The sequence below is a fragment of the Brevibacterium sp. 'Marine' genome (assembly GCF_012844365.1).
Classification (GTDB): domain Bacteria; phylum Actinomycetota; class Actinomycetes; order Actinomycetales; family Brevibacteriaceae; genus Brevibacterium.
This window is the reverse complement of record NZ_CP051626.1, coordinates 2793393-2809027: the sequence shown is the minus strand read 5'-3', so window position 1 is coordinate 2809027 and position 15635 is coordinate 2793393. Positions and strand designations below refer to the sequence as shown.

Genomic DNA, 15635 nt, shown 5'->3' with positions numbered 1-15635 from the left:
CCCTCCGCGCGAGAACTATGAACGAAAGCAGAGGCACAATGGCCGATCAATCCGACAGCGGCGCCGGTGAAAAGACAGTCCTCGACGCGAGTCTGGAGGTCTTCCGCGCCCACGGGATGACGACGATCTTCGGCAACCCGGGCTCGAACGAGCTGCCGTTCCTCGCCGGACTCGGCGACGACTTCCGATTCGTCCTCGGTCTGCATGAACAGGCCGTCGTCGGCATGGCCGAAGGATACGCACGCGCCACGGGAGCCCCGGCGCTGGTGAATCTGCACGCCGCCTCGGGGTCGGGCAACGGCATGGGCGCCTTGACCAACGCTCACTACGGCCACGTTCCGCTGGTCGTCCTCGCCGGTCAGCAGGTGCGCCGCACCGTCGGACAGGAGACGATGCTCGCCAGCGTCGATGCCTCGACGCTGCCCGCCCCGCTGGTGAAGTACGCGCACGAGCCGCTGTCGGCACTCGACGTGCCCCGCACGCTGTCGCAGGCGGTCTTCGAGGCAACCACACAGCCGAGTGGTCCCGTCTACGTGTCCGTTCCGCTCGACGACTGGGACCAGTCGGCGCTTCCCGACGACGAACTGTTGGCGCAGCGGTCGGTGACGACGACGGGCACCATGCCGGAGTCGCTGCGCCGCGAACTCACCGACGTCCTCGACGAGGCACGGAACCCTGCCCTCGTCCTCGGGCCGCAGGTCGATGCCGCCGCCGTCGCTGATCCGACGGTCTATGAGGACGCAATGGTGCTGGCCGAGCGCCTGAACGCCTCCGTCTACGTCGCACCCTCACCGACTCGCTGCCCGTTCCCGACCACCCATCCGAACTTCGAAGGCGTCCTCGTCCCAGGTATCAAGTCAGTGCGTGACCGGCTTGCCGGCCACGACGTCGTGCTCGTCATCGGAGCCGCCACCTTCCGTTACCACCGCTGGGAGCCGGCGAACTATCTGGAGCCGGGCACCGAGGTCATCCAGATCACCCAGGACCCGCGGGAGGCGACACGCGCACCGTTCGGCCGCGCCGTCGTCGCGGATACCGCAACCGCGCTCGCCGACCTCGCGGCAGCGACGACGGACCGAGGAACTCGCCGAGGCGATCGCGGGTCCCGAGTCGTCACCGCCCCACCGCGGTCAGAGTTGGGAATGTCCGGCACCGAGGTGCTCGCCGTGCTCAACGATCATGTCGACGACAGCGTCGTGTACGTCAATGAGACGACCACCCTCGACCTCGACTACCTCGAGCGGATCGTCATCGACAGGCCGGGCATGTACCACTTCCCGGCCTCGGGCGGACTGGGCTTCGGGTTGCCAGTCGCCGTGGGGCTGGCCATCGGCGACCCGGAGAAGACCATCGTCGCCACCGTCGGTGACGGCTCCGCGAACTACGGGCTCACCGCTCTGTACACGGCGGCTCAGTTGGGCACGAAGACGATCTTCGTCATCGTCAACAACTCCGGCTACGGTGCGCTCTCCGGATTCGCCGAGCGCATGGGAGTTCCTGACACCCCGGGCCTGACCTTGGGCACGATCGATTTCGTCTCCCTGGCACAGGGGTACGGAGTCCCAGCCCGCCGGACCACGACGCGGGAGGAGTTCGAGACCGCCTATCGTGAGGCGCTGCATGCCGACGGACCGGTGCTCATCGATGCCGTCGTCCTCGGCGTCGACGGCCGACCGGTGGAGTGACAGAACGACGAAGCCGCCGGAGAGTCGGAACTCTCCGGCGGCTTTCGCTTTGCTCAACCGGGCTCGTCGGGCACGACCGAGGGTCGGGGAGGGCCGCCTCGGCGAGGTATCGGTCGAACCCGACTCGGTCAGTTCACCTCGGCAGGATCGCCGGAGACGCGGCCGCCGTTTTCGAGCGCGTCGATGGCTGCCACCTCGGCGTCGGTGAGTTCGAAGTCGAAGACGTCGAAGTTCTCATGCATGCGGTCGCGGTTGTTCGACTTCGGGAAGACGACGTGGCCCTTCTGCAGGTGCCAGCGGATGATCGCCTGGGCCCAGGACTTCTCATGGGCGGCGGCGATCTCACCGATGACGGTGTTCGCGTAGTCGACCTTGCCCTGGCCCAGCGGACCCCAGGCTTCGATCTTGATGTCGTGCTCGGCCAGCAGCGGACGGGTCTCGACCTGCTGGAACTGCGGGTGGACCTCGATCTGGTCGACGGCCGGGATGATGCCCGTGTCGAGGATCTCCGGCAGGAAGCGGTGGTCGAAGTTCGAGACGCCGATCGAGGTGGTCAGACCCTGATCCCGGTAGCCGGGGAAGGCCTCCCAGGTCTCGACGGAGTTCTTGTTCGCCGGGGTCGGCCAATGGATGAGGTAGAGGTCGACGTGGTCGAGGCCGAGCTTCTCCAGGGATTCTCCGAGGGCCCGCTTCGATTCTTCCGCGCCGTGGCGGTCGTTCCACAGCTTGGTCGTGATGAAGAGTTCGTCACGGGCGATTCCGGACTTCGCGATGGCCCGGCCCACGCCTTCCTCGTTGCCGTAGACGGCGGCGGTGTCGATGTGGCGGTAGCCGACCTCGAGAGCGTCGGTGACGATGCGTTCGGTCTCGTCGGGGTCGACCTTGAAGACGCCGAAGCCCAGCTGCGGGATCGTCTTGCCGTCGTTGAGAGTGAGTGTGGGAACCGTCAAGGTGTCCGCCTTTCGTCACGTGTGCACTGGTCAGGACGGATCCGAAGCTGATCGGGTCCGCCGGTTCGGCACCCGGTGAGAGCGCCGAACCGAGACTATAACGTCACCGGGACCCGGAGCATTCCATGGACGGTCAGCTTCGGCCCTCGTCCTGTGCACGCTTCTTGCCCGTGGACTCCTCGGCGGCGATCTGAGCCTCGTCGAAGACCGACGGGGCCTCGGTGCCGGACTCGGATTCATCCTCGCGACCGGGGGTATGCAGATTGAATTTGATGATCGCCCACCGGAAGAGGAAGTAGTAGATGACGGCGTAGCCCAGACCGATGACCAGCAGGAGCAGGACGGGGCCGATGCCGCCGGACAGTTCCGACGCCCGGCCGAGATTGAGCAGATAGTCCAACGCACCGGCGGAGAACCCGAACCCGGATTTGATGCCGAGCGCATTCACCAGCGCCAGTGATGTGCCGGTGAGCACGGCGTGGACCGCGTAGAGCGGGAATGCGACATAGGCGAAGGCGTATTCGAGCGGCTCCGTGATTCCGGTGATGAAGGCCGTCAGCGCCACCGAGAGCATGATGCCGCCGACGACCTTGCGGCGCTTCGGGTGCGCGGTGCGGTAGATCGCCAGAGCCGCAGCGGGAAGCGCGAACATCATGATCGGGAAGAAGCCGGTCATGAACGACCCCGTCCAGTCTGCCGTGCCGTCCACACCGGAGAAGAAGCAGGTGATGTCGCCGTGCGCGGTGTCCCCCGAGGAAGTCGTGCACGAACCCAGCTGGAACCAGGGCAGATTGTTCAGCAGGTGATGCAGCCCGAACGGGATGAGGAGTCGGTTGATCGTGCCGAAGACGAACCCGGTGCCCGGATTGGCTCCGTGCTCCATGAGGAAGCCGCCCACGCCCTTGTTGATGAGGGCGTCGAAGACGGGGTAGATGAGCGCCATGATCACGGCGATGACCATCGACGCTACCGCAGTGACGATCGGGACGAAGCGGCGACCGCCGAAGAAGCCGAGGTAGGTCGGCAGTTTGATCCGGTGATAGCGCTGATAGAGCAGGGCGGTGATGATGCCGACGACGATTCCGCCGAGCACTCCGAAGTTGATGACGTTCTCACCCTCACCGTTGTCCGAGCCGAAACTCGGAGCCATGGCCGTGAAGACTCCGGTGAGGACCATATAGCCGACGACGGCGGCCAGTGCCGTGGAGCCGTCGGCCTTCTTCGCGAAGCCGATGGCCACACCGACGGCGAAGATCAGCGGCAGGTTGTCGAACAGAGCCGAACCGGCGGCCGCGAAGACCGTCGCCACCGGCAGCAGCCAGTCGGCGAACTGGCCGAGCCCGTCGGCGCCGAGCATGTCCGGCTGGCCGAAGCGCATCAGCAGAGCCGCGGCGGGCAGCACGGCGATCGGGAGCATGAGGGAGCGGCCGACGCGTTGGAGCTGGGCGAACCCTGGTATCGCCTTCCTGCGCTTCTTCGGTGCCTCAGCGGATGCGGTGGTCATCGGGTTCCTCCTCGGAAGTGGGGTCGTCGGGCACGAGTCGACGTAGACTTGTGAGCCAGATCGCAGAACGTGAAATCGACGCCGGCGCATGGGTGCCGGAGATGAAGGTGACAGACATGGACAAAGCAGCGCAGATCCTCGCCGGACTGGGCGGTGCCGACAACATCGACGACATCGAAGCGTGCATCACTCGCCTGCGCGTCGAGGTCGACGATGACTCTCTCGTCGACGAACAGGCGCTCACGGCTGCCGGCGCCTTCGGCGTGGTGGTGCAGGGAAGCGCGGTCCAGGTCGTCGTCGGTCCGGAGGCGGACAACCTCGTCGATGACATCGAAGACCTCATGGGCTGAGTCACGTCTTCGTCTCCTCTGCTCGCCGGTGAGCATCTGCTGGTCGACAGTGATCCTTGTCTGTAGTCTGAGGTCAGTCTAGGCGAAGTACAACTGATTTTGGAGAAAGGCGGCCTGCTGACTATGGCAGTCACGATCGCTGCACCCATCACCGGCACGGTGATCCCATTGACGGAGGTTCCCGACCCCGTCTTCGCGAAAGCGCTCGTCGGCCCCGGAACGGCCATCGACCCCGGCGAGGCCACGACCCTGACGGTCACGGCTCCTGTCGCGGGAAAGCTGACGAGTCTCAAACCCCACGCCTTCGTCATCTCCCACCGGCCCGATCAGGGTGTGCTCGTTCACCTGGGCATCGACACCGTTCACCTCAAGGGCGCTGGTTTCACGCTCCGTGCCGAGGCCGGGCAGCAGGTCGAGGCCGGCGAAGAGATCATCGTCTGGGACTTGGCAGTCGCACGGGAGGCGGAGAAGTCCGTGATCGTTCCGGTCGTCGTCCTCGAAGCCGACGCCGAGAACCTGACCCTCACCGAGGCGGGGCCGATCTCGACCGGAGACACCCTCATCCGAATCGGCTGAGGATGTCCGAGTCAGCTGCGCCGCATCTACGACACGTGCAACTGACTGTGCTCTCCTCACTCGACGAAGAGGGTGTGAACCTCGCCCGTATGCTCGCGCCCGCCGAGCGCAGTGAGCTCAAGGACGACGGCTGAGCCGATGACTTCGGCGCCGAGATCGGCGACCAGTGACTGAGCAGCTGTGAGCGTCCCGCCGGTGGCGAGGATGTCATCGATGAGGAGGACGCGCTCGCCCTTCTCCAGGACATCGGGCCCTTCGATTGTGGCGGTGCCGTATTCGAGGGTGTACGACACGGCAGCCGCCGGGCGGGGGAGCTTTCCGGCCTTGCGGATCGGCAGGATTCCGACTCCTGTCATCGCGGAGATGGCACCGGCGAAGAGGAAGCCGCGGGCCTCGAGCCCGCCGACGATATCGAACTGACCTGCGAACGGTTCGATGAGCGCCTCGGTGACGGCCCTCATCGCCGGACCATCGGCGAGCAGCGGAGAGATGTCGCGGAAGTCCACTCCCGGTTCGGGATAGTCAGGAATCGAGGTGATGAGGCTCTGGGCGCGGGAGAGATCAGATTGGGTCACGGCACAACGATACTCGGTGGCCATTGTGCCCTCAGCGCAGATCGGCAAAATGGGAGGTACCGAAGACGGTGGTGGATCGGAGGAGCAATGACATCGGATGCGACGTACGACCGAATCGCCGAGGCGTTCGCCCGGGTTCCGCGCGAACCCTTCCTGCCGGTGACGGAACGACAGAACGCCTCCGGCAACGTGCCCCTGCCGATCGGGCACGGACAGACGAACTCGCAGCCGAGCACCGTCGCGGACATGCTCCGGCTGCTTGATCCGCAGCCGGGTGAAACCGTCCTCGACCTCGGATCAGGCTCCGGGTGGACCTCGATGCTGCTCGCCGTCCTCGTCGGGCCGGCCGGGCAGGTGCTCGGGGTCGAACGGCATCCCGAGCTCGTCGACTCCTCGCAGGCGGCCATCGACGCCGTCACCGCTGAAGCCCCAGACCAGGAGACCCTCGCCGAGGTGGCCATCCACGCAGCCATTCCGGGTGCCCTCGGTCTCCCGGCTGAGGCCCCGTTCGACCGGATCCTCGTCTCCGCCGGGACAGAGACACTGCCCGACCAGCTCGTCGATCAGCTGGCCCTCGGCGCCACGATGGTCATTCCCGTCGCAGGGGAGATGCTCCGAGTCGTCCGTGACGGGCCCGGTGCCGACGAGCTGACGATCACTCGTCACGGGTGGTATCGATTCGTGCCGCTGATCAGCGAGTGACCTCACACGAGGGAGTCTCGCCAGGCCTGGTGCAGCTGCGCGAACTTCCCGGTGCCGGAGATGAGTTCGTCGGGTGTCCCGTCCTCGATGATCCGACCGGATTCCATGACGAGCACGCGGTCGGCGATCTCGACGGTGGACAGGCGGTGGGCGATGATGATCGCGGTCCTGCCCTCGAGCACCGTGGCCAGAGCGTTCTGCACCAGCCGCTCGGACGGGATGTCGAGGTGAGCGGTCGCCTCATCGAGGACGACGACATCCGGATCGGCGAGGAACACCCGGGCGAACGACACGAGCTGACGCTGTCCCGAACTCAGTCGGCCGCCGCGCTTCTTCACATCCGTGGCATAGCCGTCGGGCAGTCGGCGGATGTACGCATCCAAACCGACGGCGGTCGCCGCCGCCACGACTGCCTCGTCGCTGGCACCAGGATCGCCGATGCGGATGTTGTCGGCGATCGTGCCGGCGAAGAGGAACGACTCCTGAGTGACCATGACGACCGACGACCGCAGCTGTCCGTCATCGAGGTCACGCAGATCCACCTCGTCGAGGGTGATCCGTCCAACGCTGGGGTCATAGAACCGGGTGACGAGCTTGACCAGGGTCGACTTGCCCGCGCCGGTGGCGCCGACGAGCGCGACGATCTGCCCGGCGGGGATGTGCAGATCGAAGCGGGGGAGGACATCGGGTCCGTCGGCGTAGGCGAAGCGGACGCCGTCGAGATCGAGGGAACGACCAGTGGCGGGACGCGTGGGTGCGGCGTCATTGTCCGCAGACGGTGAGTCACCGTTCGCGTGCGTAGGCAGAGCCTGCGGCTGGGTCGGCTCGACCACCTCGGGGTCGGTGTCGAGGACCGCCGCGATCTTCTCCAACGCCGCCGAGGCGGACTGGTAGAGATTGAACGCCTGGACGAGTTCGTCGAGCGGGCCGTAGAAGCGGCGCAGGTAGAGGATGAACGCGGCGAGCACGCCGATCTGCGTCCACCCCTCGATGACGAGCCACGCACCGATGACGATGATCACCGTCTGGGTGATGTTGCCGATCAGCCGCGTCCATCCGGCGAACCAGGCCACCCCACGCAGGGCATCGGTGTTCGCATCCCGATACCGCGCATCCTGATCGCTCAGCGTCCCGCGCCGCTCGGGCTGACGGCGGTACGCCTGCACGGCGCGGATGCCGCCCATCGTCTCGACGAAGTGGACGATGACCTTCGCGATCGACGTCCGCGTCCGCCGGTAGGCGCTGCGCTGAGTCGAATGTGCGGCCTTCGTGATGAAGAACAGCGGCACGAAACCGGCGAAGACGACGATCGCCAACGGCACATCGAGGACGACGAGTGTGACGGCGATGAACAGCATCTGCAGCACCGCCAGCGCCGTCTCGAACAGAGAATACGACAGGAACTGCTGCACCGATTCCATGTCCGAGGTTTGCCGGGACACGAGCCGACCCGAGGTCGACTTCTCGTGATAGCCCAGGTCCAGACGCTGCACATGAGTGAACATCCGCTCGCGCAGGGTGAAGAGGATCTTCTGTGCTGTGATCCCGACGAGCCTCGTCGAGGTGAAAGCCAGAATCGCCGAGGCGACCGCGGAGACCACGAAGAACGTGACCGCCCGAATCAGCGGACCCATTTCTCCGTCGATGGCGGCGGGCACGCCCTGATCGAGGGCATCGGCGATGAACACCGGCCCGATGACCATGAGGGCCGCGGTGAGGACGACGATGACAGCGAGGAAGATGATCATCGCCGAATGCGGCCTGACCAGCGACATCAGCAGGGCGCGGGCCTTCTTCGCAATGTCCGGCGGAAGAGACTCGATCTCGTCGTCGCTGTCGAGACGGGGCATGCTCATGGTGTCCCTCCTTCCGTCGCCGAGGCGGCCGCCCCCGGATGCGTGTGCGCCTCGGTGTGCGCGCTCGCCCCCATGAGTTCGCGGTAGAGCTTCGAGAACTCGAGCAGCTGTTCATGGGTGCCCAGGGCCGCGATCCGGCCCTCATCGAGCACGGCCACCGCATCGGCCAGCGCCGCAGTGGAGGGGCGGTGGGCGATGATGAGAGTCGTCGAATCCGGCAGGATCTCCCGCAGGGCTCGCTGCACCCGATCCTCGGTGTCGACGTCGACGGCCGAGAGCGGGTCGTCGAGGACGAGGATGCGCGGACGGCCGATGACAGCGCGAGCCAGGGCGAGGCGCTGACGCTGACCGCCGGACAGTGACAGACCCTGTTCGCCGACCTGCGTATCCAGCCCCTCGGGCAGGCGGGAGACGAAATCCTTCGCCGCCGCGATCTCGAGGGCCTCCCAGATCTCTTCCTCGCTCGCCCCCGGGGCGCCCATCTCGACGTTCTCGGCAACCGAGGTCGAGAACAGGATCGGATCCTCGAAGGACACGGACACGAGGTGGCGCAGCTCATTGACCGGCATGTCCCGGATGTCGACGTCGTCGATGCTCACCGTGCCGGCGGAGACGTCCTGGAGCCGGGGCACCAGCGACGCCAGCGTCGTCTTGCCCGAGCCCGTCGCCCCGACGAGGGCGAGGGTCTGACCGGGTTCGATGGTGAGATCGAGGCCCCGCAGGGTCAGTCGCTTCGTATCGGCGAAATGGAAATCAACATCGGCGAAGCGCAGCCTCCCGCGGTAGTGGCCGACTTCGGGGGCATCGTCGACACCGCCGTCGGTGTCTGTGATGTCGTGGCGGATGTCGATGACCTCCCAATACCGACCGGCGGCGGTCAGCGCCATGAGTGCATCGGCGAGCAGGAAGCCGAGCATCTCGATGGGCATCCGCAGCACCATCGAAATCGTCACCGCCGCCACGACCGTGCCGATCGTCGTCCAGCCTTCGATGACACCCCAGGTGCCCACGGCGACGATCGCGGCCTGAGCCAGGGTCGGCAGCAGCAGGAGCACGCTCCACAGCCAGGAGTCGAGCTTCGCTTTGCGGACCTCCAGGGACTTCAGCCGGGTCGAGATCTCGGCGAAGCGCTCGGCGGCCCAGGGGGAGCGGCCGAAGGACTTGAGGATGCGGATGCCCTGGATGGACTCCTCGACGTCCGTGGTCAGTTCGCCCATGGTGTCCTGCGACCGGCGGGAGGTTTCCCGATAGTGCTTCTCGAAGACGGCGACCGCGATGATCGCCGGCACCGCCATGAGGATCATGATCAGACCGAACACCGGTTGCATGATCACGAGCATCACCGTGCCGACGGCGAGCACGATCGGTGTGGACAGGAGGAAGGGCAGCCCGAATGCGAAGAAACGTCGCAGCTGGGACAGATCATTCACCGCGCGTGAGAGCAGCTGGCCGGACTCCCAGGAATCATGGATCGCCACCGAGGTGTACTGGAGACGATCGAACAGGCGCGAACGCCACGTCACCTCCCAGTGGGAGACGACGGGAGCGACGACCATGCGTCGGGCCCACATGCCGACCGCCTCGGCGATGCCGATGAGCAGCACCCCGAGGACCGGCAGCCACAGGGCGGACAGATCTCGATGGGCGATGGGGCCGTCGACGATGTGGCCGGTGATTACCGGGACGACGAGCTGGATTCCGTTGGCCAGGAGAGTGAGGACGAGCACGAGGACGTACACGCCGATGCGGGAGCGGAGATCAGGCCAGAAACGGAGGAGGGGGCGCACGAGAATCCAGCCTAGTCGCAGACTGTGACCTATTCCACGAATCCGGCAAACGGACTTCCCGTTTCTCTGTGCGCTGAATATCACCGGGTGCGCTGAACATCGCTGGCCGACCGACGGCCGGTGGGGAGGTGTCGATGCAGCGCCGCCTCGGCGAATCTCGCATGTCAACCATTTTCAGTCTTGAATGTTGGGACGAACGATGACGAGGTTTGACACCCTCGAGTGCTGCGGGGAACTATTGAGGCATGACTCACCTTCTTGTCGTCGTTATTCACCAGCGCGCGGATCTTCCGTAGCCTGTCGAGACGACACGTTCCGCGCGCCCCTACCGAATCCGGAGGGGCTTTTTTCATGCGGAGATGAGAAGGAAACCTAGGAAGGATAGGAATCGATGGCAGCCAAGCCCTCGACCGCGAAGGACACGGGCACTCAAGCCGCGTCCGCGCCGGTCACAGCCACACCGTCCAGCATTCGCCGCAACACCGGCCCGGAGGTCCTGACCGGCGCGCAGGCGATCGTCCGCAGCCTCGAGAAGCTCGAGGTCGACACGGTATTCGGGCTTCCCGGCGGCACCATCCTTCCCACCTATGACCCGCTGTTCGAGACGGAGAAGATCCGGCACATCCTCGTCCGCCATGAGCAGGGCGCCGGCCATGCGGCCGAAGGCTATGCGGCGGCATCGGGCAAGCTCGGCGTGTGCATCGCCACCTCCGGCCCCGGCGCGACGAACCTCATCACGGCCCTGGCCGATGCGCACATGGACTCCGTGCCGATGCTCGCGATCACCGGTCAGCAGGCTTCGTCGCTGCTCGGCACCGACGCCTTCCAGGAAGCCGACATCGTCGGCATGACGATGCCGGTGACCAAGCACAGCTTCCTCGTCACTCGCGCCGAGGACATTCCGGCGGCGCTCGTCAACGCCCACCACATCGCGACCACCGGCCGTCCCGGCCCCGTGCTCGTCGACATCACCAAGGATGCGCAGACCGGCACGGCTCCGTTCGTCTGGCCCGAGGAGCCGGTGCTGCCGGGATACCGTCCGATCCTCAAGCCGCACGCCAAGCAGATCCGCGAGGCCGCGCGCCTGATGTCCGAGGCTCAGCGCCCCGTGTTCTACATCGGCGGCGGAGTCATCCGCTCGGAGGCGGAGAAGGAGTTGCTGCGCCTGGCCGAGGCCACGAACATCCCCGTGGTCACCACGCTCATGGCGCGCGGCGCCTTCCCCGACTCGCATCAGCTGCACCTGGGCATGCCCGGAATGCACGGCAGCGTGCCGGCCGTCACCGCGTTCCAGAAGGCCGATCTGCTCATCGCGATCGGCGCCCGCTTCGACGACCGCGTGACCGGAAAGCTCGACTCGTTCGCCCCGAACGCCCAGGTCATCCACGCCGATATCGACCCGGCCGAGATCGGCAAGAACCGCGAGGTCGATGTGGCCATCGTCGGCGATGCCCGCGAGGTGCTCTCCGAGATGCTCGCAGAGATGCGCAGCAAGTTCCCCAAGGCCCTGGAGCGTCAGCGCGAACCGTGGTGGCGCTTCCTCAACCGTCTCAAGCAGACCTATCCGCTCGGCTACGAGACGCACGGCGAACTGTGCGATCCGCAGTACGTCATCTCCCGGATCTCCGCGCTCACCGGCCCCGAGGCGGTCTATGCCGCAGGAGTGGGACAGCACCAGATGTGGGCGGCTCAGTTCGTCGAATTCGAGCGCCCCAAGTCCTGGCTGAACTCCGGCGGACTCGGCACCATGGGCTATTCCGTGCCCGCGGCCATGGGTGCGAAGGTCAGCCAGCCCGACCGTGTGGTGTGGGCGATCGACGGAGACGGCTGCTTCCAGATGACGAATCAGGAACTGGCCACCTGCGCGCTCAACAACATCCCGATCAAGGTTGCGATCATCAACAACTCGTCGCTGGGCATGGTTCGCCAGTGGCAGACCCTGTTCTACGACGGCCGCTACTCGAACACCGACCTCAACACCGGCCACGAGACGATCCGCATCCCCGACTTCGCCAAACTGGCCGAAGCCTACGGCTGTGAGGCGATCCGCGTGGACCGCAACGAGGATGTCGATGCCGCGATCGAGAAGGCGCTGTCGATCAACGACCGGCCGGTCGTCCTCGACTTCACGGTCCCACCGGATGCGATGGTGTGGCCGATGGTCGCGGCAGGCGTGTCGAACGATGAGATCGAGTACGCCCGCGGCATCCGTCCCGAGTTCGACGGAGAGGGCGAAGAGGAAGCCGAGGCCGCGATCGCCGAGGCCGCAGCGAACGAAGACGGCACGGTGCGTTCCGTGGCTCAGATCGAAGGAGGCCTGGAATGAACAACAGCCGGCACACACTCTCTGTCCTGGTCGAGAACAAGCCCGGCGTGCTCACCCGGTTCACCGGGCTCATCGCCCGCCGCGGCTTCAACATCCACAGCCTCGCCGTCGGCGTCACCGAGCACGAAGAGCTCTCGCGGATCACCGTGGTCGTCGACGTCAACGATGTTCCCCTGGAGCAGGTGACGAAGCAGCTGAACAAGCTCGTCAACGTCATCAAGATCGTCGAGCTCGAACCCGAGTCCTCGGTGCGTCGTGCGCACATCATCTACAAGGTCAAGGCGAATGCGGCGACACGGCCGCAGGTCGCCTCGGCGGTGGAGATGTTCCGAGCGAAGATCGTCGACGTCGGACCCGATTCCGTGAGCATCGAAGCCACCGGTGAGCTCGGCAAGGTCGAAGCGCTGCGCGAGGTCCTCGAGCCCTTCGGGATCAAGGAGATCGTGCAGTCGGGAACCGTGGCCATCGGCCGCGGGGCGAAGTCGATCACCGACCGTGCCCTGCGCAGCTGACGAACACCGCGCAGCTGATTTCGCGTTCCAACTTGTGGAACCCCGCTCATCTCAAAACGTGAGCAGCAATACCGAACTGTGAAACAATGGGGACATCACCCCGTAATCCGAAGGAGCTAGAACTATGGCAGCAGAACGCTATTACGACGACAATGCAGACCTGTCGATCATCCAGGGCAAGAAGGTCGCCGTCATCGGCTATGGCAGCCAGGGCCACGCCCACTCGCTGAGCCTGCGCGACTCCGGCGCTGAAGTCCGCATCGGTCTCAAGGAAGGCTCGCCCAGCCGCGACAAGGCCACGGCCGAAGGCCTCGAGGTCGGAACCCCCGCCGAGGTGGCCGCATGGGCCGATGTCATCACCATCGCCGCACCCGACCAGGTTCAGGCCGAGATCTTCAACAACGAGATCAAGGATCAGCTGGCTCCCGGCAAGACCCTCGTGTTCATCCACGGCTTCAACATCCGCTACGACTACATCAAGGCTCCCGAGGGCGTCGACGTCATCATGGTCGCCCCGAAGGGCCCGGGCCACGTGGTCCGTCGTGAGTTCGTCGACGGCCGCGGTGTGCCCGTGCTCGTCGCCGTCGAGGTCGACGCCTCCGGCAAGGCCTGGGACACCGTCCTGTCCTACGCCAAGGGCATCGGCGGCCTGCGCGCCGGCGGCATCAAGACCACCTTCACCGAGGAGACCGAGACCGACCTGTTCGGTGAGCAGACCGTGCTCTGCGGCGGCGTCTCGCACCTCGTCCAGTACGGCTTCGAGACCCTGACCGAGGCCGGCTACCAGCCCGAGATCGCCTACTTCGAGGTCCTCCACGAGCTCAAGCTCATCGTCGACCTCATGGTCGAAGGCGGCATCGCCAAGCAGCGTTGGTCCTGCTCCGACACCGCTGAGTACGGCGACTACGTCTCCGGCCCGCGGGTCATCACTCCCGAGGTGAAGGAGAACATGAAGGGCGTCCTCGACGACATCCAGAACGGAAAGTTCGCCGAGCGCTTCATGAACGACCAGAAGAACGGTGCACCGGAGTTCAAGGAGCTGCGCGCCAAGGAAGAGCAGCACCCGATCGAGTCCACCGGCCGCGAGCTGCGCAAGATGTTCGCATGGCTCAAGGACTCCGACGACGACTACACCGAGGGCACTGCCGCTCGCTGATCCCTTCGCCGAGGCGGACCTCCCGATTCCTCCGCCGCAGGCTCCGCACAGGGCAGAGGTGCGAAGAAGGAGCCCCGGACACCACGGGCGGGTTCTAGCGATCCCCGCAACACCTTGAACTTCAAGGAGTTGCGGGGATCGTGTCGTTCAATGAGTTGAAAGAGAAGTTTCTCGAGACGCTGAGGCGTTCGGACATCGGGATCTCAGCCGCCGCTCGCGAGGTCGGTGTCAACCGGAACACCGCGTACGGGTGGGCACGGCGGGTCGGGATCCGTGGACGTGGGGTCAGGGGAAACGGTCCTCACCCTCGTAAGTCTGAGTACATGCAATTACGCGCCGATGGCATGTCGCAATCAGAAGCAGCGGCCAGAGTTGGCGTCAACGTGCGCTCAGCGCGGGACTGGGACCAGGGTGTCCGGCATGTGAGTAACTCGCGTATCTATCCCGATGGCACCGTAATCGATTACAACACCGGTATGACTATGCAGGTAGAAGTTCCCGCCCTGCCGGCGGTGGAGGCCGTGCTCCATCCCCGGTATCTCTCGCTCGAGGAGCGGGAGACGATCGCTGACCTGTATCGCAGTGGCATGAGTCTGCGCGCGATCGGTCGCGTGCTGGGAAGACCTGCCTCGACGATCAAGCGTGAGCTCGATGCTCGTTCTGAGGAAGGCCGCTATCAGCCCTACGTCGCCCATCGTGCCTGGGCAGCGTCGAGGTCCAGGCCGAAGTCCTCGAAGCTCGTCACCCACGTGTCGTTGCGGGAGTACGTGCAGGAGAAGCTGTCGGTACGGTGGTCGCCGGAGCAGATCAGCCACACTCTAAGGAAGGAATTTCCCGACGACGAGAGTATGAGAGTGAGCCCGGAGACGATCTATCAGGCGTTGTACATCCAGGCCCGCGGTGGGCTCAAGCGCGAGGTCGCGGAGGCACTGCGGACCGGGAGGACACGCCGGAAGCCGCGCAAGCATCCCGGCCAGCGCACGCCCAGATTCATCGACGAGATGGTGATGATTTCGGAGCGGCCGCCCGAGATCGAGGACCGCGCGGTGCCTGGCCATTGGGAAGGCGATCTGATCGTCGGGCCAGGCAGTGCTTCGGCGATCGTGACGCTGGTGGAGCGAACGACTCGATACGTGCTCCTGGGGCATCTACCCGGCGGGCACACCGCCGGGGAAGTCCGTGACGTGCTCACCGGGTTGATCGGTACGCTGCCAGAGCATCTGCGGGGGTCACTGACCTGGGACCAGGGCACCGAGATGGCAGCGCATAAGCAGTTCAGCATCGCGACTGGGGTTCCGGTCTATTTCTGTGATCCGCACTCACCCTGGCAGCGGGGCAGCAACGAGAACACAAACGGGCTTCTGCGCCAGTACTTCCCGAAGAGCACGGACCTGCGGCCGTACGGGCCTGAAGACCTTGAGCACGTCGCTCAAGAGCTCAATGGTCGTCCACGCAAGACGCTCGACTGGGATACCCCAGCCGAGCGTCTTCGTGATTTACTGATGATGTCTTAACCATCAGGTGTTGCGAGGACCCCTAGAAACTGCCACGAGGTGTCCGGGGCTCCTTCGCATCCATGCCGGCAGATTCCGGGAGATGGGCCCGATCGTTGTCGTCCGACCTCGCCGAGGCGGCCGTGCCCTATGCGGCCAGTCG

General features: G+C 65.4%; 13 protein-coding genes. 8 read left to right on the top strand and 5 right to left on the bottom strand.

Going from position 1 to position 15635, the window contains the following annotated elements:
* Positions 1-38 precede the first annotated feature (38 nt).
* The gene (mdlC, locus tag HF684_RS12615) at positions 39-1685 is read left to right on the top strand and encodes a benzoylformate decarboxylase (RefSeq protein WP_169252750.1); all 1647 of its coding nucleotides are present in this window, start codon (positions 39-41) and stop codon (positions 1683-1685) included.
* A 128-nt stretch (positions 1686-1813) separates the two neighbouring features.
* Here the strand turns inward: mdlC and HF684_RS12610 are convergent, their stop codons facing one another.
* Positions 1814-2635: an aldo/keto reductase gene (locus tag HF684_RS12610; protein ID WP_169252749.1), complete on the bottom strand. Its 822-nt coding sequence runs from the start codon at positions 2633-2635 to the stop codon at positions 1814-1816.
* 133 nt (positions 2636-2768) lie between these two features.
* Positions 2769-4139, bottom strand: coding sequence for a PTS transporter subunit EIIC (locus HF684_RS12605; RefSeq protein WP_169252748.1), 1371 nt, complete (start codon positions 4137-4139; stop codon positions 2769-2771).
* A gap of 116 nt (positions 4140-4255) precedes the next feature.
* On the opposite strand from HF684_RS12605, the gene HF684_RS12600 reads away from it, so the two are divergent.
* Both HF684_RS12600 and HF684_RS12595 read left to right on the top strand, forming a co-directional pair.
* Positions 4256-4489 (top strand): PTS glucose/sucrose transporter subunit IIB, encoded by a 234-nt coding sequence (locus tag HF684_RS12600; protein ID WP_169252747.1) that lies wholly within the window; start codon positions 4256-4258, stop codon positions 4487-4489.
* Positions 4490-4612: 123 nt separating this feature from the next.
* A complete protein-coding gene (locus tag HF684_RS12595) occupies positions 4613-5065 on the top strand; it encodes a PTS glucose transporter subunit IIA (RefSeq protein ID WP_169252746.1) in 453 nt (150 codons plus the stop codon).
* A gap of 56 nt (positions 5066-5121) precedes the next feature.
* On the opposite strand, the gene HF684_RS12590 is transcribed toward HF684_RS12595, so the two are convergent.
* Positions 5122-5640: an adenine phosphoribosyltransferase gene (locus HF684_RS12590; protein ID WP_169252745.1), complete on the bottom strand. Its 519-nt coding sequence runs from the start codon at positions 5638-5640 to the stop codon at positions 5122-5124.
* An 87-nt stretch (positions 5641-5727) separates the two neighbouring features.
* Between HF684_RS12590 and HF684_RS12585 the strand changes: the two genes are divergently transcribed.
* Positions 5728-6342: a protein-L-isoaspartate O-methyltransferase gene (locus HF684_RS12585; RefSeq protein ID WP_169252744.1), complete on the top strand. Its 615-nt coding sequence runs from the start codon at positions 5728-5730 to the stop codon at positions 6340-6342.
* A 2-nt stretch (positions 6343-6344) separates the two neighbouring features.
* Here the strand turns inward: HF684_RS12585 and HF684_RS12580 are convergent, their stop codons facing one another.
* Entirely contained in the window at positions 6345-8198 is a 1854-nt protein-coding gene (locus HF684_RS12580) for an ABC transporter ATP-binding protein (RefSeq protein WP_169252743.1), read from the bottom strand.
* Complete coding sequence (locus HF684_RS12575) at positions 8195-9985, bottom strand: ABC transporter ATP-binding protein (RefSeq protein ID WP_248278926.1); 1791 nt, start codon at positions 9983-9985, stop codon at positions 8195-8197. Before HF684_RS12575 ends, HF684_RS12580 begins: the two co-directional genes overlap by 4 nt.
* 391 nt (positions 9986-10376) lie before the next feature.
* On the opposite strand from HF684_RS12575, the gene HF684_RS12570 reads away from it, so the two are divergent.
* The 4 genes from HF684_RS12570 (at position 10377) to HF684_RS12555 (ending at position 15493) form a co-directional block, all read left to right on the top strand.
* Positions 10377-12311 (top strand): acetolactate synthase large subunit, encoded by a 1935-nt coding sequence (locus HF684_RS12570; protein ID WP_169252742.1) that lies wholly within the window; start codon positions 10377-10379, stop codon positions 12309-12311.
* Complete coding sequence (gene ilvN / locus HF684_RS12565; RefSeq protein WP_025779412.1) at positions 12308-12823, top strand: acetolactate synthase small subunit; 516 nt, start codon at positions 12308-12310, stop codon at positions 12821-12823. Before HF684_RS12570 ends, ilvN begins: the two co-directional genes overlap by 4 nt.
* A gap of 124 nt (positions 12824-12947) precedes the next feature.
* A complete protein-coding gene (gene ilvC, locus HF684_RS12560) occupies positions 12948-13979 on the top strand; it encodes a ketol-acid reductoisomerase (RefSeq protein ID WP_169252741.1) in 1032 nt (343 codons plus the stop codon).
* A 344-nt stretch (positions 13980-14323) separates the two neighbouring features.
* Positions 14324-15493 (top strand): IS30 family transposase, encoded by a 1170-nt coding sequence (locus HF684_RS12555; protein ID WP_169253832.1) that lies wholly within the window; start codon positions 14324-14326, stop codon positions 15491-15493.
* Positions 15494-15635: the final 142 nt, after the last annotated feature.